Below are 20,523 nucleotides of genomic sequence, written 5' to 3' on the forward strand. Positions count from 1 at the left end.
TCATGTTCGCCTGGGTCGGTTCGCAATTCGACAGTGTGCTGAACACCTACGTCATCAGCGTCGTGGCAGCGCTGATGACGGGGATTACGCCGGTGGCACTGTCCGCGATGACGATCTGGGTTGCGCTTTTCGGATGGGCCGTGCTGCGCAACGAGGTGTCGGACACGGTTCCAGCTTTCACCTGGAGGGCCTTCAAGATCGGCCTGGTGCTGGCATTCTCCCTGCAGTCCGGCGTCTACATCAGCCATGTGGTCGACACAGCCAATGCACTCGCAACCGGTGTGGCCACGACCTTCCTGCCGGCGGCAGCGAATCCCAACGCGATCGCCACCCCTTACGCCATTCTTGACGCGTTCAATGAGCGAGCCAGTCAGCTCGTGGTCGATCTTCTGAAGGATGCCGGCATCACACGTCTGGACCTGGTGTTCGCGGCCATCGTCACGGCCTTCGGCAACGTCGTCTTCCTCTGCTTGACGCTGTTCGTTGTGACACTTGCGAAGGTGTTCCTCACCTTCACTTTGGCGGTGGGTCCCCTGTTCATCCTCTGCCTCGCCTGGCGGCCGACAGCCCGCTTCTTCGACAGCTGGCTGTCCATGGTGCTGAACGCCGTCGTGCTCGCCTGGTTCGCGTTCTTCGCGCTGGGTCTTAGTGCATCCTTGGGCGAGAGACTCGTACAAGTCATTCAGGATCAGGGCGGCTTCCTCGGCCCCACCTTCAATGTCGTTGCGGAGTCGCTGAAGTACTGCATCGTGATGGTACTGATGGCCATCCTGTGCTTTCAGGCGCCGAGCCTCGCGTCTGCACTCACCGGCGGCGCAGCCGTGCAGCAAGGCGTCCAGATGATCCAGAACGTCATGATGGTCTCGGGTTTGCGCTCGCGGTCCTTCACGAGAGGGCCAGCCGGCAACAGTTCACCAGGCGGGGTTGTCCGCGCCGCAGGCGGCGCTGCATCCACCACAGGCCGAACGGCCGGCACGGCACGAACCGCCGCCTACCGGTTCGCCGCGATGCGCGGCCGGGTGTGATCACCCTCCAGTTCAGGAGTATTGCCATGTCTACACGTCTGAAGCTTGTCGCCGCCATCTGCGTGATCGCCAGCGCATTCGGCCCGCACCGAGCGCAGGCTCAGGGCATCCCGGTCATCGATGCCGCCAACCTGGTCCAGACCATCCAGCAGGTGATGAACGACATCACCTCGATCAACAACCAGGTGCAGCAGATCGTCCAGTTGCGGGATCAGCTCCGCAGCATCACCGGCATCCGAAATCTCGGCGAGGTCTTCAGCAACCCGCTGCTGCGCAACTATGTGCCGGCCGAGGCCTACACCCTGATCAATGCGGTCGACACCTCCGGCTACCCGGGGCTCAACACCACGGCCAAGGCGCTGCGTGACTTGCAAATGGTCTACAACTGCCTCGACCGCAACGGGGACGATCAAACCCGCTGCCAGGCCGCGCTGGCCCAGCCCTACCAACAAAAGGGTCTGCTGCAGGACGCCATGAAGTCAGCAGCGGGCCGGCTCAACCAGATCCAGTCCTTGATGCGCCAGATCAATGCGACGGTCGACCAAAAGGCCGTGCTGGAGATCCAGGCTCGCATCGGCGCAGAAAACGCCTTGTTGGCCCACGAGATGTCCCAGGTGCAGATGCTGCAGGGCATGTCGGACAGTGAAGAGCGCATCGCGCGCTCGCGCGAGCGAGAGCGTCAGTACCAGATGCTCAGCCGTACGGGCAAGGTCGCCGACTACTTGCCCTGAACACTGACCCGGGCCACGCGAGCGCGTGGCCCTGAGAGGATCCGCCATGAGTGCATTCTTGATGCGAGGTCGAGCCGCCGCATTGCCTGACCCCATTGATCACGGTGACGATGAAGAAGCGATCTCGATCGCCGCCAACAGCGCCTGGGAGATCGACCGCGCGCTGATGCTCGAATCCTCTGAGCGGCGCGCCTGGTGGGTCGCGTGCGCTGGGATGCTGCTGGGTCTGACGGGGATCGCCGCGGTATTTGTCCAGGGTCCGCTGCGCAAGGTGGTCGAGATTCCCATCGTGGTGGACCGACTGACCGGAGAGACCACCATCCAGCAGCGGCTCAGCGTCGAGACCGTGCCTGCGCTGGAGGCGCTCGACAAACACAATCTGGCCCGCTTCGTTCGCGCGCGGGAGGGCTACAGCTGGATGTTCCTGCAACGCGACTTCGACCAGGTCGCCCGCATGGCCGTGCCGCCAGTGTTTGCGGACTACAGCCGGCAGTTCGACGGTGAGGGCGCCCTGCACAAGAAGGTCGGCGCGTCCGAGGACTGGCGCATCAACATCGTCAGCGTCCGACTCTCCGCCGCCGGGCGCAGCGGCAACAAGGGCGAGGCCACGGTCACCTACGACAAGCTGGTGCGCGCGACCGACCGCAAGCTGCCGGAGATCAGTACGCGCCATGTCGCGAGCATCGTCTTCCAGTACCAGCCTCACGTTCTCGCCAAGGAACGCGACCGGCTCGAGAACCCCTTCGGTTTCGTCGTCGTGGCCTACCGGTCCGATCCTGAGATCGCTACCTCGGGAGCCCGGCCATGAAGGCGAGCGATCGCCTGGCAATGGTCTGCGGCTTGCTGCTCGGCAGCGCCGCTGCAGCCCAGGGAGCCACGACCCTAGGCGGCGATGCCCGCCTGCGCGAGATTGTCTACGACCCCAACTCGGTCGTCACAGTACCGGTCAGGCGTGGTGTCGTGACCCTGCTGGTGCTCGATACAGACGAGGCCATCGCCGAGGTGGGAGCGGGTCTGGGCGGTGACTGCGCCAAAGCGGAGGCGGCCTGGTGCATCGCGGCACAGCCAGGCGGACGGACGGTCTTCATCAAACCCAAAAGCACGGCGGCTGCCGCAAACACACTCGCGGTGGTCAGCAACCGGCGTGTTCACAACTTCCGGCTCTTGGTGCTCGGTGACGAGGACCCGAGGCCATCGGTCTACCGGCTCGTCGTCAAGGCCCCGCCTCTGGCCGTGCGCGCGACGCTCCCGCAGGCCCAGCGATCCACGCCAGCGCTGAAGGTCCCGCTGGCGCCGCCGCCTGTGCGACCCTCGGCTGAGCAGTTGGTGGCTGAACGACTCCGGGCGAAGCCGGTTGTGCTCAACACCCGATACGCCCTGGCCGAAGGCGAGAGCTCCGAGGACATCGTGCCGACCCTGGTCTTCGATGACGGCCGCTTCACCTACTTGAGGTTTCCGGGGAATCGCGAGCTGCCAGCGGTGTTCCATGTGTTGGGCGACGGCAGCGAGGCGCTTGTCAATGCACGCATGGAAGACGACTTGCTGGTGATCGACCGAGTCAGCCGCCGGCTCATGCTGCGCGCCGGTGCGGCGGTCGTGGGGCTTTGGAACGAGGCTTTCGATCTCGACGGCGCTCCTCCCGAAGGGGCCACAACGGTGCCGGGACTGCGCCGTGTGCTCAGGCATGCAGCCCGAGCTGGCCAAGCAGACCCCCGATCCGAACACACCGCAGGTGCCCCATGACCGAAGCATCATCACACATTGATGCCCAGGCGGCGGCACAGCCAGCCGGCTCGGCAGGCGCAACTTTCACGCCCTTGCCTGGAGAAGCAGGACTTCCGAACGTCGCGGCCCAGCCGCGCCAGCCGGTGTCCAAAAAAGGGATGCTGGCTGTGGTGCTGCTCGTCGGCAGCTCGGTGATCGTGTCGGCCCTTGCCATTCAGCGCTGCACAGCCAGCGCCATGAAGGCCGACGAGGGGGACGGCAAGAGGGTCCGCAACAAACCGGCTGCGGCGACCGCCGAGCCGCGCAGGCTCGACTTGGCGGGCGCACCGGCGGCTGAAGCAATGACGCCAGGCTCAGGGGCACCCGCGCCGAGAGTGCCGGCGGTGGTGCCGGCGCTGGTGCCGACCGAAGAAGAACTGGTCGAGCCGATCGGCGTGCGCCGCAGCGGGTCGGCCGCAGGCAACGCCCAGGGCGTCAGGCCGCAGTTGCCCGAGGACGCGCCCGTGCTGCTCGTCAGCACCCGACCCAAGCAAGGAGCGGTCATGGGCGCCGCGCCGGCGGCGATCGAGGCGCGCGGGCACAGCGATGCGACAGAACCCGACACGGACTCCCCTGCCGATGCCCTGTCGGACACATCTCGCAATCTCAAGCGCTACCAGCAGCAGCTCCAAGGACTGCTGGACAACCTGACCCGAACAACTGAGCTGGCCCAGGGCGCAGGCGCAGGCGGCTTGCCGGCCGTGCCATCGGCCGGCGCACCCGCATCCACCGGATTGTTCGGCGGCCAGCTCCTGGGCTCCGCAACGCCAAAGGCAATGGCGAGGCAACTCGGCCACACAAGCCTGATTTTGCCCAAAGGCAGCGCATTCACCTGCGCCTTGAAGAGCCGGGTGGTCACGGCGAGCTCCGGCATGGTCGGCTGCATGGTTCAGCGCCATGTGTACAGCGACGACGGGCGGGTGCTGCTGATCGAGCGGGGCTCACACCTGGACGGCGAGTACCGCGTGACCACGGTGCGACCCGGCATGGTGCGCATCCCCGTGCTGTGGACCCGGGTACGCACGCCGCTGGGCGTAACCGTGGACATCGACTCACCAGCCACCGGACAGCTGGGCGAATCGGGGATCGACGGCCATGTCGACAAGCGCTGGGGCGAACGCATAGGCGCAGCCATGCTGCTCTCGCTGATCGACGACTCGGTGAAGCTCATCATTCAAGAGCAGTCGCAGGACCGACAGGGCGACACCATCGTGCTGCCCGCCACCACGGCCAACAGCAGCAAACTGGCCGAGAAGGTGCTGGACAGCACGATCAACATTGCGCCGCTGATCTATCAGAACCAGGGCGCCATCGTCGGCATCTATGTCGCACGGGATGTCGACTTCTCCGGCGTGTATGCGCTTGAGCCCACCGAGCCGTCCCGGCCCTGACGCCATGGCCGAACTTCTGTCTCATGGGCTGCCCAAGGAAGCCGACATCGAAGCGACGTGGCAGGGCGACGCGACCTCGGTCGTGGAGTTTCTGCGGCCGCTGCGCGAGCAGCTGCAGGCGCCGGGCGTCGTGGAAATCTGCCTGAACCGACCCGGCGAACTGCTTGTGGAGAGCGCAAACGGGTGGCGGTCGGTGAGCGCGCCGGACATGACGATCGAGCGCTGCCTGTCGCTGGCAGGCGCGGTGGCGACCTTTTGCGACCAGCAGATCAACCAGGAGCGGCCGCTGTTGTCGGCCACACTGCCGTCCGGCGAGCGCGTGCAGTTCGTCATCCCGCCGGCCGTGCCGCGCGGCACGGTCTCCATCACCTTGCGCAAGCCGGCATCACTGATCAAGGACCTGCGCACCTTCGAGCAGGATGGGCTGTTCTCGCGCACGGTCTGCGCGGCGACGGCCAACACGGAGATCCGCCCATTCGAGGCCGAGCTGAGCCAGCTCAAAGCGGCGCATCGCTACGCCGACTTCCTCAGGCTCGCCGTACAAGAGCGCCAGACCATCGTCATCAGCGGGCGGACCGGCTCGGGCAAGACGACCTTCATGAAGGGCTTGATCGAAGCAGTGCCCAAGCAGGAACGCCTGATCACGATCCAGGACGCGGCCGAACTCACGCTGCCCAACCACCCGAACGTTGTCCACCTCTTCTACAGCAAGGACGGCCAAGGTACGGCCCGCGTGAGCGCCAAGTCCTTGCTGCAGGCCTGCCTGCGTATGAAGCCAGACCGGATCTTCCTGGCGGAGCTTCGTGGTGAGGAGTGCTTCCAGTTCATCCGACTTGCCGCTTCGGGGCACCCCGGCAGCATCACCAGCGTCCACGCCGGCAGTTGCGCACTGGCCATCGAACAGATGGCCCTGATGATCCGCGAGTCTGGCGCCGGCGCCGGCATGACCATGGACGAGGTCAAGCGGCTGCTTCGCCTGGTCATCGACATCATCGTGCAGTTCGACCGGGACGAGCGGGGTCGCTTCATCTCCGAGATTCACTACGAGCCTTTGGCATGCCGGCTCAGGCGCCAGGGTGATCCACCGGGCGACCTGCCATGAGCGCGGCAGGAGCTCTGCCCTCTTCAGCCTGGTCCCCCGGCAGGAGGCTCGCTGCCGGGCTCTTCGCGCTGGCCGCCTATGCCGTGCTGGCCTGCGCAGCGACCTACCTCTCAGGCGCTCTATTTCTGCTGCTGAACAAGGCGAACCCTGCGCAGGCCAGGCTCTCCAGCATCGTCCAGTACTGGCGGCTCTACGCCGACGATCCGCCACTGAGAAAAAAACTCCTGGCAGCCATCGGCGTGTCCGCAGGTGGCATGCTGGTGCTGGTGCCGCTGGCATTGGTCGCGGCAAGCCATCAGCGCCGCCCCCTTCACGGCAGCGCCCGATTTGCCACGCCGACCGAGGTGCGCCTAGCGGGTCTGAACCGCACGGACGGGCCGGGCATCCTGGTGGGGCGGCACCGCGGCAGGTTTCTCAGCCTGCAGGGCCAGCTGTCGGTGATGCTGTGCGCACCGACACGCAGCGGCAAGGGTGTGGGCGTGGTCATCCCGAATCTGCTGAACTGGCCCGACTCGGTCGTCGTGCTCGACATCAAGGGCGAGAACTACAAGATCACAGCCGGCTATCGCCGCGCCTGCGGCCAGCCGGTGTATGCGTTCTCACCCTTTGACGACGACGCGCGCAGCCACCGCTGGAATCCCATGACGGCGGTGAGAACGAGCGAGCTGCACCGGGTGGGAGATTTGTTGAACATCGGGCATATCTTCTATCCGAACGACGGCAGGGGCACCTCGTCCGAGTCCTTCTTCAACGATCAGGCCCGAAATCTGTTTCTCGGTTTGGGCCTGCTGCTGCTGGAAACCCCGGATCTCCCCCGCAGCATCGGTGAGATGCTGCGGCAATCCTCAGGCAATGGCCGATCGCTGCGAGAACATCTAGCCGACTTGATGGCGCAACGCCGCAAGCTGGACAAGCCGCTGTCCGACGAATGCGCCGACGCGCTGCAGCGCCTGCTCTCCAACTCCGACAACACCATGTCGAGCATCGTCGCCACCTTCGTGGCGCCGCTGACGATCTTTGCAGATGCCGTTGTCGACGCCGCCACCAGTGCCAATGACTTCCACCTGCAGCACCTGCGTCAAAGCCGCATGTCCGTCTACGTGCGTATCCCGCCGCATCGCCTGGCCAGCGCAAGGCCTTTGATGACGCTGTTTTTCTCGCAACTGGTCAGCCTCAATACCCAGCACCTGCCGGAGCACGACCCGACCCTGCGCTACCAGTGCCTGCTGATCAACGACGAGTTCACGGCCATGGGGCGCGTGAGCGCGATCACAGACTCAGCGGCCTTTCTTGCCGGCTACAACCTGCGCCTGCTGACGGTCATACAAGCCATGTCCCAGCTCGATGCGGTGTACGGCGAGAAGGAGGCACGGACCTTCGCCACCAACCACGGCTTGCAGATCATGTTCGCTCCTCGCGAGCAGCGCGACGCCAACGAGTACAGCGAGATGCTGGGCTGCTTCACCGAACAGGCCACGTCCCGGGGCCGCAGCCGGTCCTTCAGCGGCCAGGGCAGCACGACAGTCAGCCGCAATGACAGCGACCAGCGGCGCGCCCTGCTCTTGCCTCAGGAGTTCAAGGAGCTGGGAAGCGAGCGCATGGTGCTGGTGATGGAAGGCTGCAAGCCCATCCTCGGCGAGAAGATCCGCTACTACCGCGACCAGGCGTTTGGCCAGCGTCTGCGGCCGCCGCCCGAGGTTCCCAGAATGGACATGGAACTGCACACCGCCCGCGTCCGGCAGAGCCGGCGCAATGCCCCCCATGAGCTGCCGGCCGGACAAGGCCCCGGCATCCATGCCAAGGCTCAGGACCTGCCGCAGTTGCCAGACAACTTTGATCGACCGCCCGAGCAGCTTGCGACCACGCTGATCGATTTCTTCGCCCAGCCTGGCCCTGACGGCTCGCGCGCAGGAGGCGCCGTCGAGCCGATGGCCGACGGCGACGGCGTGCTCATCACTGGTCCCGAGCCCAGTGCAGACCGCGGTCAGGAACTCAACCACTCCTGAAGGGAGACGACCATGAGAACAGCGATCCTGCTCACCCATCTCGTAGCTTGGCTTGTGCTGCTGGCATCCTGCAGCGCACCGCCCAAGCCACCATCGGTGGACGAGTCGCGCAAGCGCCCCGCGAACACCGCAATGGCCGTAGACCTGCAGGTCTGCAAGCACGATCTTCAGAACACCCACCTGCGGGCGGTCGACTTCGGTCGGGTTGCTCAGGCCCAGGCCATCACCCAGGCGAATATCGCCGCGCTCCAGAAGGCGTTGGTCGAGCTGGATGCACAGACGCAGGCGAGGCTGTCGACGAGGGCGCAGCCCAACAGCATTGTCAACGTGCGCTTTGACTACGGCAGCACCCGGGTCGACATCCCGCCAGATATTGCAAGAAAGCTCATCGAGGAAGCGAAGGCCGCGCCGCTGGTCGTGCTGCGCGGTCGCACCGATGGCCAAAGCGAAACACCGGCCGAGAGCCAGATTGCGCGGGCCCGCTCCGCAGCGGTCAGCGACTACCTCGTGGCGGCCGGCGTGAAACCCTCACAAATCAGGATGACCTATCAACCTACCGGCGATCACGCCGCAGACAACCGAACCGCGATTGGCCGCGCACTGAACCGTCGCGTCGAAATCGAGATCTACCAGGCCATGCCCGTGGCGCTGGCGACAAGCGCGCCGACCACGAACTCCGCGCACTGAGCACGCACACACACGGCGTCCGGATCCGATGACCACGCGATACGACACACCCGAGCTGGCCGACCAATCGGCCAGCTCACCGACCCGCCCCACGGCAATCAATGGCGCGGCGCCGGACAATGCAAGGTCCGAGGCGGCGGCCAAGGCGACGTCCGAGGCGATCGCCGACATAGACCCACAAGCCAAGCGATCCGCCATGCTCGCGCGAATCGAGCTTTCTCTGACAGAGCGGGACATCTTCAAGCGTGCGCCGATGATGGTCGCAGCCATGAAGATCGGCGGCGCGCAGCACAGCTTCACTGAGGACGACGTCAAGCAGGACCGATCACGGCTCGCATTTACCGAGTCGACCTTGCGCTGGGCGACCGACACCAACAGCGCGTCGGTGGGGCGTTCGATGGTGGAACTGGTGGAAGTGGTGGAAGTGGTGGAAGTGGCTCAGGCCCGAAACTGGCGTGGCCTGCGGGTCACGGGCGGCGAGGAGTTTCGGCGCCTGATCTGGCTGCAGGCAAGCCGGCGCGGCATGAAAGCTGTCGGCTACGAGCCCAAGCCCGCTGATCTGGAAATGCCCAGGCGCGAGCGCGAGACCTGGCAGACCAGGCGCATCGAAGCGGCGCGCGAAGTCGGCAGCAGCGACGCCAGCGCCCCCTCCGAGAAACCGTCGGCTCGAGGTGGCGGCCACAGGAGTGTCCTTGTCGCCATCGAGGCGATACTGATTGCGAAGAAGGTGCCACAGGCCAGGCGACAGGCCAGGCGACGGGCCAAGCGACGGGCCAAGCGACAGGCAGTGCTGGCTGCCGCGACACAGCCGTTGGCCCTCAGCACCACCGCGGCGAAGATCAAGGTCTACGACAGGAGCGCGGGACGGCACAGGCCGATCCCCCCGCTGGCAACCGATCTCAAGCGCACGCAGGACACAGCGGCTGCGACGCGCATCCGTTGAACACGGCCATGAGTGCTTTTGCCTGCGCTGAGCGCGAACCCACCCTGGAGATCGAAGGGGCGCGGTATGCGCCTTCCTCTGCAGGCTTCGAGCAGGCCATCGCCCGGGCCTACAGCAGGCGGCGACGGCCGCGATGCGTTTGTACTGCCGCAGGGGTCGAGATGTATGTGGCTCGGCTGGGTGATGGCTACATCGTCAAACGCATGCCCGATACAGGAAGCCAACATGCGCCGGACTGCGTCTCTTTCGAGGCACCGGCCGAGATCTCTGGCCGCAGACACCTGCTCGGCAGCGCGGTCAAGGAGGATCCCAACACGGGCATGACGAGCTTGAAGCTGGACTTCTCGCTGTCCAAGCGCCAGGCGCGCATCACCCCTGCGTCGCCCCGACCACCCTCCGGCACTGCTTCGACTGCCGGCTCGAAGCTCTCCCTGCGCGGTCTGCTTCATCTCCTCTGGGACCGGTCAGCGCTGACACGCTGGCACCCTGGTTTCGAGGGCCGGCGGTCCTGGGGAACGGTACACCGCCAGTTGCTGCAGGCGGCCGAGCAGATGTTCATCCGCGGCCAGACGCTGGCAACCAGGCTCTATGTCCCTGAGCCCTTCTTTGTCGAGCGAAGAGACGAGATCATTGCGCGCCGCAGGGATACATGGGCCTGCGCCGTCGGGTCTGGCGCCGGGCGTCAGCGGCTGCTTTTGCTGATCGGCGAGGTCAAGGAGATGGTGCCGGCCAGACACGGCCACAAGGCCGTCATCAAGCACGTTCCCGATGTCGCCTTCGCCATGGACGACTCGCTCTACCGGCAGTTGCCACAGCGCTTCGGACCGGAGCTCGAGCTGTGGAGCGCCTCCGACAGCATCCGCATGCTCATGATTGCGACGCTGGTGATCAGTGACGCGGGCCTGCCTCATATTGTTGAGCTCAGCCTGATCACGGTCACAGCGCAATGGCTGCCGGTCGAGACGGCGGCTGAGCAGTATCTCGTTGAGGGCTTGGTGAGAAGCCAGCGCGCGTTCTTGAAGCTGCTGCGATATGACCTTCATTCGCAACCAGAGCTCGCGAGCCTTGCGTTGACGGACCGAGGGGCACCGGCACCGCTGATGTTTGCAAGGGACTGCGAGGGGACAACGTAAGGTGACCCGCCCCGTGCTTGCTTTGATCTGTGCGACGAAGCATTGATGCCCCAGGTCCGCTCAGTGAACCTGAGCTACCAGCTTGCGGCCGGCTGCGCTGAGCCACGGCCGACTTCCTGGACCTCGTCCAGGGCGGCCGCAATGACGAGGTCCGCAGCCGAGGTCAGTGGCTCGATGTCCTCGAATCAAGCTCAACTTCGCCCGCCCTCTGCGGCGCTACTCGGGCCTCGTCGCCTTGATACTGCGTGCCTGGCTGGATCCAATGCTCGAGACCAGAATTTCCCGCAGCTCCTGCCTGTTTCGAAGCGTCGCGAGCCCAATACCGACCGCCAGTTCCTCACCCTCGACCAGAGGCCGATAGCAGACACCAGCTCGCCGCAGTCCTGCAAACGATTTTGGCAGCAAGGCAATGCCACGCCCGCCCGCCACATCGGCAAGCAACACGTGATGGTCTGCAGGCTCCTTGATCTTTCTCGGCGCAAATCCGTGACGACTGAAAACCCGCTGACAGTGGTCGTAGAAGGCCGGCTGGCGCGCACGCTCGAACCAGAAGATCAGCTCTGCGGCAAGATCAGCGAGTCGCACCATGCGACGCCGAGCCAGGCGGTGCGACGATGGCATCGCCACCATCATCGGCAATCGATCAAGCTCCACCACGTCAAGATCTGAGGCCTCAGTGGGCAGGGCAATGAAAGCTGCCGCCAATCGACCAGCGCGCAGTTGGCGCACGAGTCTGGGAGAGGTGTCGACGACCACCGAGACAGCAGCTTCGGGATGCCTCGCCTGGATCCGTTCCGCGAGTCCGCCAAACCAAACCGGTTCTGCGGCGCTCGTCAGGCCCAACCTCAAACTCAGCGGTAAGCCCTCATTGGCCAAACTGGCCTCGGCCTCTTTGAGCAATCTCGCGACGTTGCGCGCATAGGGCAGGAGTTTGCGGGCTGCGTCAGTGAGGCTGACGCCCTGAGTACTTCGGTCGAACAGGCGTACACCCAGCCGCTCCTCGAGTTCACGAATTGCGCGGCTCAATGGGGGTTGCGACATATGCAGAGTCTGGGCGGCCTGCCGAAAGCTCAATGTGTCGGCTACAGCCAAAAAGAGTGCGAGCGAGCGGGAATCCAAGCGCGATGACATACCGAAAAGGTATCACGAACTTGGTCATTTCAGCGGCCGGCAGCGATCCCTACAGTGGCCAAGATCGCAAACCAGGAGTCACTCATGGCCCTCAAACACATCATCGCCGCGGGCAGCCTCGCCGCCATCTTCTCGAGTCCGACCTGTGCCGCAGAGCCGGCCAAGCTACGCGGCGATGGCGCTGTCTTGGGGACATTCTCTTCACCAACAGGACTTGCGTACGACTTTGACGGCGGCTTGTACGTCACTCAGTGGTCGGCCAACAGGGTGAACCACATCGATGCAAGCGGGGTCACGCGCCTTGTGACTGACAAGGTTCGCTCGCCTTCTGGCATTGTGGTGGGGCCCGACGGAGCCGTCTACGTGGCGTCGTACTCGCAAGGCGTGGTGCACCGCCTTCGCTCAGACGGCGTGCCGCAAGTGTTCGTGAGCGGCCTGCGCACGCCGGCGGGTCTGTCCATCGGCAGGGACGGCAGTTTGCTGATCGCCGACCGCGGCCTCAACCAGATTTTGCGAGCCAACGCATCAGGTGCTACGCAGGTGCTGGCGCAGGGGCTGCCAACTCCGGTCGGGGTCGTCGAGTTCGCCGATGGCAGTCTGGTTGTCTCCAACTTCGCCGGCAGTGTGGTGGAAGTTCGGCCCGGCGGCGCACAGCGAGAACTGACGAAGCGGCTCGGAGCACCTGCGGTTGGCATCGTGGCCGATGGTGCCGACGCGGTGCTGGTGCCGGACTACTCAGGCACGTCGGTCTGGCGGATCACCCGCAGCGGTGGCATCACCGTGCTCATTGAAGGCCTCCAAAGTCCCGTCGCCATGGCTCGCTCGAAAGGCGGCTCGGAGCTCGCTGTTGGAAACTGGGGCGATGGAAGTGTGCGTCGATATCGCTATGGAGCCGCGCGATGAGTGCCAGCCGCCACGAGCGCGGCGCCGCCATGCTGGCTGCCGTGGACGGCCCTGCGGGCCTGGCAGTGGTGGAGGGATTGGCGAAGTCCTTTCCCGATTTCGCGCGCTACTTGCTTGAGTTTCCGTTCGGTGACATCTATGCGCGCAAGGGGCTGGGCCTGCGCGAACGCGAGATCGCGACTGTGGCGGCACTGTGCGCTCTCGGTCATGCGCTGCCTCAACTTCGGGTGCACGTGCACGCCGCACTGCATGTCGGTTGCTCGCCGAGCGAGATCGTCGAAGTCGTGATGCAGATGGCCGTTTACGCGGGCTTTCCGGCTGCACTCAATGGCTTGGCGGTTGTGCGAGAAGTCTTCGCAGAGTCGGGTATTTCGCTGCCCCTGGCTGCACAGTAGCGGGCGCTGGACGAATCTCGGCGTGGAGCAGGAATGCTTCGCGTCGAGACTTGCCGCAGATGAAGATGAACCTCAGGAAGGTGAAGGTTTCTGGCTTGCCCAACCCGCGCCGCCTTCCAACCCTGATGAGCGGTCACTCGCCGTGTGACCACACTTTGGCAAGATCAAATGGGTTCAACGGACTGCTCTCGGACTGCGCCTCGGTCATGACCTGTATCGCGAGCGTACAGCGCGGATATCCTCAGCGTGTGCGGCGGCTGATCCTGGTCGGAACTGGACCGCGCGGCAGTGTGTCCAGCTCTGACGCCCCATTAGCGCCTGCAGCAACGCACGGAGTCCCCTCACTCGGCGACATCCTGCTGCTCTGCATCTCACCCTCGGCACAGAGTCAAGCCGCTCGCAAAGCGCTCTGAGATCGCCGGCATGAACGTCTGCACGATGTCGACCCACCCTGCTCGCCTGAGCCAATTGCTGCGCAACTAGCTGTTCGATCGTCGACTGTGGACAGGAAGAAGGCGAGTCCTTCGCCACCTTGCTGACGAAAGTAAAACAGCCGACCTTGGTGGTCAATGGCAACAACGACAGCATAGTTCCGACAATCAAACCCTACCACCTCGCCCAAGCGATCCCAAACGCCGCACTGATTCCCTCGTTAGCCAGTGGCCACAAAGCGGTCGGCGCGGGCAGCGTCTATTACCGCCGCCGGATCGATTGACACCATCGACGCTGGGCTTGCGTCTCGCAACCATGTGTTGGATGTCGCGAACCACTCGGCGAGCTCACCTTCATCGACGACATCGTGCAGTTCACGAATTGATTGCTCGACGCCCAAACGAACAACGAGCGAGCCGGTTTCGAACTGGAACAGCGGCAACCAGCGCTCACCCCGCGCCTCAAAGCTGACCACTTGGCGGTCGACAATCCATCGCGCCAAAACCGAAATCGGTTGTTGGTATCTCTCGCGCAGCAGAGCAAGGAGTTCGTCTGTGCTGACCAGGCCACCCGTGTCATGGAATAAGTTCTGTAGCCGCCACAACCACGAAACCGGGTCGTACGACAGCGAGGGCTTCACAACCGCCGGACACGTGATCGACCCGACAGCACAAGAGCAGCCCACAAGCTTGGGCGATCGATAGGCTCGAAGAGATCGTGGGGAAAGTGTGAGTGCGGACATGAGATCTGCGGCGACGTTGGTTTGACTTTGCCGATAAGCACGGTCTGCTACCTCATCGGCGAGAGCCCCCGAACAACCAATTCAGGCGGAGCAACCATCGGCTGGCCTTAGTTGTGGCGACGACGCTCGGAAGTGGCGTTGGTTGCCGCAAGCGGGCTGACGTGAGCCTGGCGCTCGCCACGACGGGAAGAGCCACGGGTTTTCGGGTTGAACAAGGCATGGTGTGCTCCTGGCTTTGCGTGTCGGCGCTGCTCACGAAGAATGGCTGCCCGAGAATGCAGGGTCCGCCAACTCAAAAGTGCAGCGAGCGACGGCGACATGACAGGATGGCGCGATGCTCCCGCTGGCGCATCTGCCGGAAGTAGCAGACGAGTATCCTGCGCGGTGTCACGAGGAGGGTTGACCGTTGGGAGGAGAGAGCGTGCCTGATAGCTTCGCTGGGACGTCGATCCCTGCATGTGAATGGCGGCCGGATCGGTTGCGCAGACCTCTTCATCAATAGCGACATGTGCGGCAAGCGCTCGGCGCAGGTCCGCATCTAGGCTTGACCTACTCCATGGCGCACATCGTCCTTGCGCGGCGCCTCTGGGCGGGCATCGTCTTGATCTTCACTGGCGGCCGGCGGCTGGGAGACGTCCGAGCAAGCCGAAATCAGGTCGGCAAGGGTTGGCGGCGTTCGTTTCGAGCGAGCGACCGACCGACTTCAGCGCCGTTCTGACCTCGCTCCCCAATGCTGTGGTTCGACGACGGACTCATAGGCATAGCCGAGCAACGCAGCACCTGATGAACACCACCTCGGGCCGTCCAGGCGGCAAAGTAGTCCTCGTAGACCGGTTGGGCGTCTCGCGCCGAGCCATGGACAAGAACCGATCGCACACGTACAATAACACGTACAATACAGGAGTGTCCCGATGGACGCCATCACCTACTCGGCCGCACGCGCCAATCTCGCCAGCACCATGGATCGTGTTTGCAATGATCATGAAGCGCTCATCATCGCGCGCAACGGCGAACAGGCTGTAGTGATGCTTTCACTTGGGGACTTTCAGGCCATGGAAGAAACGGCATACCTGCTGCGCAATCCGGCCAACGCCAAGCGCCTGATGTCCGCGGTAGCCCAGTTGGGCGCTGGCAAAGGCGTTGAGCAAGAACTGACCAAGTGAAGCTGGTTTTTGCTGAAGAAGCCTGGGAGGACTACCTCTACTGGCACAAGCAAGATCGAAAAATGGTCGAGCGCATCTACAAGCTGATTCAGGAAATACAGCGAGACCCGTTCGGCGGCATTGGCAAGCCCGAGCCCCTCAAACATGCGCTCGCCGGATTCTGGTCTCGCCGGATCACGGATGAGCATCGCATTGTCTACAAGGTCGAAGGCGACGCCCTTCTGATCGCACAACTTCGATATCACTACTGAGACGCCCAACGTTGGAGTCGAGCCGCAGACCGAGGCTTGCCGAGAGCTGTCGGCTCGAACGACTGGTTCGGCCTCTTGCGCTCGCGACCTACTTTTGTGCAATAGCCAACAACGCCTTCGGATTGGAGCTGGCGATAGCCAACAGTGTGCGTGCGGCACCGCTTGGCTGTTTGCGACCTTGTTCCCAGCCCTGCAGGGTACGAACGGAGACGCCCATCAGCGCAGCAAACTGTGACTGTGAAAGTCCTGTTCTATTGCGCGCCTCAATGACAGGCGATGAAACAACGCGAACTTGTCCCGCTTTCATCTCGCGCACCGACTGCAGCAATTCAGCAGCAAGATCGCGCTTGGCTTCGTCGGCGGCCAGTTCCGCATCGCTCAGGGTTTTACTCTTCGAGGGCACGGCGAATCTCCTCTAACTTTGGGCCGGTGAGGTTGTCCGTCTTGGCTTTTGCATACAGCGTCAGCAAAACCACTTCACCTGCAACAGTACGAGTGAACTAAATCACCCGTACGCCACCCGACTTGCCCGAACCTGCTCGACCCCAGCGCACCTTGCGAATGCCGCCGGATTCGGGCACGACATCTCCGGCAGTGGGGTGCTCAGCGATGTAGGCGGCGAATACGCCACGCTCTTCCTCGCTCCAGTAGAGCGGCCATTGGCGTCGGAAGAGAAGGGTTTCGACGACCGTGAGCATTGCCGAACTACACGCCAGAGGAGCATAGTAGTCCAGCTCCCCTCAAGATGCCGAACGTTGAAGTTAACCGGCGGGCAATGGCAGGACGCCGAACGACCAGAATGAAATGCGGCCCGAAGGCGGCATGCCGTTGCGGGTCCGGTTGAACGACTGGTTGGGCATCACTTCAACCATGCAACTCGCGCAATACCTCCGGGTGCGCCACGGCAACACGCAGCAACGTCTTTGCAGCACCATTCGGCTCGCGCCGACCTTGCTCCCAATCCTGCAACGTGCGTGCAGACACACCCAAGAGGTTTGCGAAATCCTGCTGCGACAGTCCGACTTGCGCCCGAGCTTCGGCCGCAGCCGGCAGTTGAACCTTCGTCACACGAGCGGCGTCACCGCGCTTCATCTGGCGAACCGACTCAAGCAAGTCCTGCTGGAACTTCTTCATTTCAGAGGGCATCTTCGACTCCTTGTTTCAGTTCCGCTAGGAACGAGGTTGGCAAGTTGTCGAACTTGCCTTTCGTGTAAGCGATGAGCAACCAAATCGTCTCGTCACTGACGTTGAAATAGATGACTCTCGCGCCGCCGCTTTTGCCCCGACCTGAGGCTGCCCATCGAACTTTTCGGCACCCACCACTTCCCTTGATGAGATCACCAGCCTCTGGGTTGACCGCGATCCACGCGATGAACTCCTCGCGCTCGGCTTGAGTCCAGATATCAGCGGCATACCGCTGAAAGATTGGGGTTTCGGCTACCGTTCTCACCCTCCAATACTACGGCATTGCCGTATTTTACGCAAGCACGACGACACACCTTGCCTGTGATGCCCAACGAGGCTGTCCAAAAACCCGAAATCCACAGGCACCGCCGCCGCTCGGTGCGCGTAAAGGACTGCGAAGTCTGATGGCTGGGTTCATGGGTGAAGTGAGATGTGTGAGCCAGTTTCTCGGCGTCTGAGCGCGATTGTGCCGCTTGCCACCCGGCTTACTGGACCCCGGTTGACCCGAAGCCCACTCTCGAGAGCTTCTCGATGTTGTGCACCATGCAGTACAGACTCCACTGCGTCCTGACCTTGGCTTGCCCGCGGTAGTTCAGGCGGTTCAGGCGCTTGTTGTGACGCAGGTTGGCGAATACGGGTTCTACGGTGCCGATGCGCTGGCTGTACAGCTGCCGGCCCCGGGGCGAATCGATAGCCTGGCGCATGCGTTCGCTGGGGTCAGTGAGATCAGGGGCTTTGGGAAGAAAGCGGCTGAGCTGCCTGCCTCGTGATACTTCGCGTTGGTCGTCCTGCCCCCTGCTCTTGATGCATCTTTGACGCAGCGCGCAGCTGCCGCAGTCAGTCGCTTTGGCGATGTAGGTCTGGTAGGGCTGACCACTGGCCGTGGTGTGGATTCGGCCTCGGCTGGTCAAGACCTGGCCCGCCGGGCAGGTGGCCGTGTTGTCGTCGTTGAAGCGGAAGTCCTTGGGCCGGAAGTGCTTGTCCTCTGGGGTCTCGCCGGTGGGCTGCTTACAGGACAAAGGGTCAGGCTTTGCCTTGTGCTTGTCTTGGTCGGCGAAGCGCTCGTCACGCTTGCGCATCTGGTTGTCGGCGATCAACCCCGGGGTGCTGCTGTCATGCAACCGCTGCACATTGGCATCGCTGTGATAGCCCGCATCGGCGGTGACCAGGGTGTTCTCGTCACTCCAGGGCTTCGCCTGCTCGATCATGGGGGCCAGCATGCTCTGCTCCGAGCCTGATCCGACCACGTCGGCGGCGATGATGATCTGGTTGGCGCTGTCCACCGCCGCTTGCGCGGCGTAGCCTTGGATGACGCCTTTGTTGGTCGCCATCTTCGCGCTGTCCGGGTCGGTGATGTTGGACTTCAGCTCCTGGTCCTTGCTGTTCAGGCGCTTGGGGTTCTTGGCGACGAACTCCCGCGTGCGCGCCGCCTCCTGGCGCAAGGCCTCAACGCGGGCTTGCCGCTTGGCCTCCAGGGGTTCCTGGGCTCCTGCCTTGTCCTGCGCCTGGTGCAGCGCCAGGATCTTGTCGGCGGCCTTGTCCAGGCGCTCGGCCCGGTGGCTCAGTTCTTCGTGCGTGCCGCTGCGCTCTTTGCTGGCGTTGCTGGGGAGCTTGACGCCGTCGATGGCGAACATATCGCGCCCGATCAGACCCTGGGCGTCGCAGCTCATCAAGACCTGGCTGAACAGCGGCTGGATCTGCTCGCTCAATGAGGCGACGAACTTGGCGATGTGGGCATGGCTGGGCTGGCTGTCGCCGCTGATGGTCATGAACTGGACGTTGCGTGCGCAGGCGGCGGCGATGCTGCGGCTGGAGATCAGGCCCTGGCTGTAGGCCAGCAGGACGATCTTGAGCATCACGCGAGGGTCGAAGGCGCTGGCGCCTGTGATGTCATTCTTGAAGCGCGCATCCAGGGCTTGCAAGTCCAGCTCGCGGTCGACCAGATAGTCCAGCGCGAAGGCAAAACTGCCCGGCACGATCTGTTCAGACAGCACCACGGGCAGCAGCAACATCGACTCACGAACCCGGGGCTTGTAGCGCGCCATACAGTGCTCCTGGAAGGTCTACATATTTGAAGCGCTTGAGGGCGCGCGGGCTACTGGGGGTGCTGCGGAGTCGGGAGTTTTTTTACAGCCTCAACGTTGGAATTCAGCGGCAGCCGAAGGCAGTCCGCTGCAAGGACGGGTTGGGCGTCATTGGTTCAGCCACAGAGTTGCTTGACACCAGGAATCAACCTGGCTGAAAGACGGGTCTTGACAGAGTTCTTGGAAAGAAACTTTAGATCAGCTTGCATCTCGAAGAGCTCATCGGTTGCCGGAGTAAAAGTTACCGTTCCTGAAATTGCGAAATCGCAGGGATAGCCTCCTACGGGACACAAACTAGCTAGCGCACCACCCCACCCATCTGCTTTGGCAATGTTCCACTGGCGTGAGCGCCTGACGACAGCAAGCGTTTCGTTGACACGAATGTGAAGTTCTTGATTGCCAACCAGCGGTAGCGAATACACGGCTGGTGAATAGATCAAAGTCGGGTCTTTGACAGCGACCGTGGGTAGTTCGTCGCTCACCTTGAAGAGAAAGTCCACGGCTGGACCATCGTTGTTCGCACACCCTTTGCGGGCCACACCCGTCGATTCGACGCGCACAGTCACTGACGGCGGAAGGTCTGGTGCGTGTACTGTTTCGTCGATGTGGTTCCTGATAGTTCTTGGGCTGTTCTCCGCTTTCGAGCAGCCAAGAACAAGGATGCCTATCCCTACTGCAGCGAGCAATTGGAGCAATCGCATCGATGACGCCCAACGTTCGAGGTAAGGGGCAAATTGCGGCTCGACACAATTTGTCCACCGGACTGAGGGGTTAAGCGTCATTGTGGTCCCAAGCGAGGCAGCCACAAGCCTGCGAAAAGAATGATGGCAAGACCGCCGACAAGACCAAGTGCGAGAAAAAAAGAGAGCCGGACCCTACGGCTGAGCGAGGCTGCTTCGGTTGCAAGAGTTGGATCCATGAATTCCCCGAACTCCCCTCGCAAGAGTTTCGACCACTGCTCCCGTTCGAACGCAGTATTGCCACCGTCATCGATGCTCCGATGATTCTTGAGTTCTTCGCTTCGATTGGTAGCTTTCGCTACACGTTCGCAGTACGACCGGAACTGAAAAATGACAGGAATCGAATACGCGGCGTACGCAGCGATCAGAACGACAAAGATCAAGATCGCTGTGGGAATCATGAGTGCTGACGCTCAACGTGAAAGTGAGCGGACGCCGAAGGCGGTCCGCTCGAATGGCAGGTGTGCGCCCAGCATGGGCGCGAACTTATGGGGTGAAAGTCCCCTGTGGAGGTACCGACTTGGACTCATCGTGAGCAAGGATAACCACGAGCCGAAGGCAAGGGCAAGCCCGCGAGGGATTGTCTGAATGCGTATTCCACTGATCGCGGACACCCATTCCAGGCTGATCGCGGACAGTGTTCCGGGCGATCGCGGACACCCTGAGTGGGGTGCCTGAGTGACGGCCCGGATGGTAAGCCAACTGTCCGGCATCA

The 20,523-nt window shown here is 63.1% G+C and carries 24 protein-coding genes and 1 pseudogene; 15 read left to right on the forward strand and 10 right to left on the reverse strand.

The genetic code is table 11. From position 1 onward, the window contains the following. Window positions 1-2: 2 nt before the first annotated feature. The 10 genes from OOZ63_RS24180 to OOZ63_RS24225 all read left to right on the forward strand — a co-directional run bounded on the left by OOZ63_RS24180 (window position 3) and on the right by OOZ63_RS24225 (window position 10,782). Window positions 3-1,025, forward strand: coding sequence for a type IV secretion system protein (locus tag OOZ63_RS24180; RefSeq protein WP_266008208.1), 1,023 nt, complete (start codon window positions 3-5; stop codon window positions 1,023-1,025). A gap of 26 nt (window positions 1,026-1,051) precedes the next feature. Next, complete coding sequence (locus tag OOZ63_RS24185) at window positions 1,052-1,756, forward strand: type IV secretion system protein (RefSeq protein ID WP_266008209.1); 705 nt, start codon at window positions 1,052-1,054, stop codon at window positions 1,754-1,756. Between the two features lie 46 nt (window positions 1,757-1,802). Further along, window positions 1,803-2,564 (forward strand): virB8 family protein, encoded by a 762-nt coding sequence (locus OOZ63_RS24190; RefSeq protein WP_266008210.1) that lies wholly within the window; start codon window positions 1,803-1,805, stop codon window positions 2,562-2,564. Further along, window positions 2,561-3,499, forward strand: a complete 939-nt coding sequence (locus OOZ63_RS24195) for a TrbG/VirB9 family P-type conjugative transfer protein (RefSeq protein ID WP_266008211.1) — start codon at window positions 2,561-2,563, stop codon at window positions 3,497-3,499. Before OOZ63_RS24190 ends, OOZ63_RS24195 begins: the two co-directional genes overlap by 4 nt. After that, window positions 3,496-4,911, forward strand: a complete 1,416-nt coding sequence (gene virB10, locus OOZ63_RS24200) for a type IV secretion system protein VirB10 (RefSeq protein ID WP_266008213.1) — start codon at window positions 3,496-3,498, stop codon at window positions 4,909-4,911. The genes OOZ63_RS24195 and virB10 overlap by 4 nt, the downstream gene beginning before the upstream one ends. A gap of 4 nt (window positions 4,912-4,915) precedes the next feature. Further along, on the forward strand, window positions 4,916-6,013 hold the full coding sequence (gene virB11, locus OOZ63_RS24205; RefSeq protein WP_266008214.1) for a P-type DNA transfer ATPase VirB11: 1,098 nt from the start codon (window positions 4,916-4,918) through the stop codon (window positions 6,011-6,013). Further along, on the forward strand, window positions 6,010-8,019 hold the full coding sequence (locus tag OOZ63_RS24210; RefSeq protein ID WP_266008216.1) for a type IV secretory system conjugative DNA transfer family protein: 2,010 nt from the start codon (window positions 6,010-6,012) through the stop codon (window positions 8,017-8,019). Before virB11 ends, OOZ63_RS24210 begins: the two co-directional genes overlap by 4 nt. A 96-nt stretch (window positions 8,020-8,115) precedes the next feature. Then, window positions 8,116-8,706, forward strand: coding sequence for an OmpA family protein (locus OOZ63_RS24215; protein WP_266008217.1), 591 nt, complete (start codon window positions 8,116-8,118; stop codon window positions 8,704-8,706). Between the two features lie 28 nt (window positions 8,707-8,734). Beyond that, entirely contained in the window at window positions 8,735-9,649 is a 915-nt protein-coding gene (locus tag OOZ63_RS24220) for an LPD7 domain-containing protein (protein WP_266008219.1), read from the forward strand. Between the two features lie 8 nt (window positions 9,650-9,657). After that, a complete protein-coding gene (locus tag OOZ63_RS24225) occupies window positions 9,658-10,782 on the forward strand; it encodes a DUF1173 family protein (protein WP_266008220.1) in 1,125 nt (374 codons plus the stop codon). A gap of 216 nt (window positions 10,783-10,998) precedes the next feature. Here the strand turns inward: OOZ63_RS24225 and OOZ63_RS24230 are convergent, their stop codons facing one another. Further along, window positions 10,999-11,913 (reverse strand): LysR family transcriptional regulator, encoded by a 915-nt coding sequence (locus tag OOZ63_RS24230; RefSeq protein ID WP_266008221.1) that lies wholly within the window; start codon window positions 11,911-11,913, stop codon window positions 10,999-11,001. A gap of 84 nt (window positions 11,914-11,997) precedes the next feature. Between OOZ63_RS24230 and OOZ63_RS24235 the strand changes: the two genes are divergently transcribed. Both OOZ63_RS24235 and OOZ63_RS24240 read left to right on the forward strand, forming a co-directional pair. Next, window positions 11,998-12,816, forward strand: a complete 819-nt coding sequence (locus OOZ63_RS24235) for a hypothetical protein (RefSeq protein WP_266008222.1) — start codon at window positions 11,998-12,000, stop codon at window positions 12,814-12,816. Beyond that, on the forward strand, window positions 12,813-13,211 hold the full coding sequence (locus OOZ63_RS24240; protein ID WP_266008223.1) for a carboxymuconolactone decarboxylase family protein: 399 nt from the start codon (window positions 12,813-12,815) through the stop codon (window positions 13,209-13,211). The genes OOZ63_RS24235 and OOZ63_RS24240 overlap by 4 nt, the downstream gene beginning before the upstream one ends. A gap of 133 nt (window positions 13,212-13,344) precedes the next feature. Here OOZ63_RS24240 and OOZ63_RS24245 read toward each other — a convergent pair. Continuing rightward, a pseudogene (locus tag OOZ63_RS24245) lies at window positions 13,345-13,437 on the reverse strand (hypothetical protein); the annotation flags it as partial. A 336-nt stretch (window positions 13,438-13,773) separates the two neighbouring features. Between OOZ63_RS24245 and OOZ63_RS29305 the strand changes: the two are divergent. Further along, a complete protein-coding gene (locus OOZ63_RS29305) occupies window positions 13,774-13,926 on the forward strand; it encodes a hypothetical protein (RefSeq protein WP_416234779.1) in 153 nt (50 codons plus the stop codon). On the opposite strand, the gene OOZ63_RS24250 is transcribed toward OOZ63_RS29305, so the two are convergent. Further along, window positions 13,864-14,283, reverse strand: a complete 420-nt coding sequence (locus OOZ63_RS24250; protein ID WP_266008224.1) for a hypothetical protein — start codon at window positions 14,281-14,283, stop codon at window positions 13,864-13,866. The two genes, OOZ63_RS29305 and OOZ63_RS24250, sit on opposite strands and share 63 nt — an antisense overlap. Window positions 14,284-15,296: 1,013 nt before the next feature. Here OOZ63_RS24250 and OOZ63_RS24255 point away from each other — a divergent pair. Both OOZ63_RS24255 and OOZ63_RS24260 read left to right on the forward strand, forming a co-directional pair. Further along, window positions 15,297-15,548 (forward strand): type II toxin-antitoxin system Phd/YefM family antitoxin, encoded by a 252-nt coding sequence (locus tag OOZ63_RS24255; protein WP_266008225.1) that lies wholly within the window; start codon window positions 15,297-15,299, stop codon window positions 15,546-15,548. Continuing rightward, window positions 15,545-15,799 (forward strand): Txe/YoeB family addiction module toxin, encoded by a 255-nt coding sequence (locus OOZ63_RS24260; protein WP_266008226.1) that lies wholly within the window; start codon window positions 15,545-15,547, stop codon window positions 15,797-15,799. The genes OOZ63_RS24255 and OOZ63_RS24260 overlap by 4 nt, the downstream gene beginning before the upstream one ends. Window positions 15,800-15,887: 88 nt before the next feature. Here the strand turns inward: OOZ63_RS24260 and OOZ63_RS24265 are convergent, their stop codons facing one another. The 7 genes from OOZ63_RS24265 to OOZ63_RS24295 form a co-directional block, all read right to left on the reverse strand. Beyond that, on the reverse strand, window positions 15,888-16,202 hold the full coding sequence (locus OOZ63_RS24265; protein WP_266008227.1) for a helix-turn-helix domain-containing protein: 315 nt from the start codon (window positions 16,200-16,202) through the stop codon (window positions 15,888-15,890). Window positions 16,203-16,299: 97 nt separating this feature from the next. Beyond that, entirely contained in the window at window positions 16,300-16,497 is a 198-nt protein-coding gene (locus tag OOZ63_RS29145; protein WP_323055782.1) for a hypothetical protein, read from the reverse strand. 166 nt (window positions 16,498-16,663) lie between these two features. Then, window positions 16,664-16,945 carry a helix-turn-helix domain-containing protein gene (locus tag OOZ63_RS24275; protein WP_266008228.1) on the reverse strand — a complete coding sequence of 94 codons (282 nt, stop codon included), beginning with the start codon at window positions 16,943-16,945 and terminating at the stop codon, window positions 16,664-16,666. Next, entirely contained in the window at window positions 16,935-17,249 is a 315-nt protein-coding gene (locus OOZ63_RS24280; RefSeq protein ID WP_266008229.1) for a transcriptional regulator, read from the reverse strand. Before OOZ63_RS24280 ends, OOZ63_RS24275 begins: the two co-directional genes overlap by 11 nt. Window positions 17,250-17,469: 220 nt before the next feature. Beyond that, window positions 17,470-19,029, reverse strand: a complete 1,560-nt coding sequence (locus OOZ63_RS24285; RefSeq protein ID WP_266008230.1) for an IS1182 family transposase — start codon at window positions 19,027-19,029, stop codon at window positions 17,470-17,472. 155 nt (window positions 19,030-19,184) lie between these two features. Then, window positions 19,185-19,568, reverse strand: a complete 384-nt coding sequence (locus tag OOZ63_RS24290) for a hypothetical protein (protein ID WP_266008231.1) — start codon at window positions 19,566-19,568, stop codon at window positions 19,185-19,187. A gap of 278 nt (window positions 19,569-19,846) precedes the next feature. Continuing rightward, the gene (locus OOZ63_RS24295) at window positions 19,847-20,209 is read right to left on the reverse strand and encodes a hypothetical protein (protein ID WP_266008232.1); all 363 of its coding nucleotides are present in this window, start codon (window positions 20,207-20,209) and stop codon (window positions 19,847-19,849) included. Window positions 20,210-20,523 lie beyond the last annotated feature (314 nt).

The sequence above is a fragment of the Paucibacter sp. PLA-PC-4 genome (assembly GCF_026241155.1).
Classification (GTDB): domain Bacteria; phylum Pseudomonadota; class Gammaproteobacteria; order Burkholderiales; family Burkholderiaceae_C; genus Roseateles_E.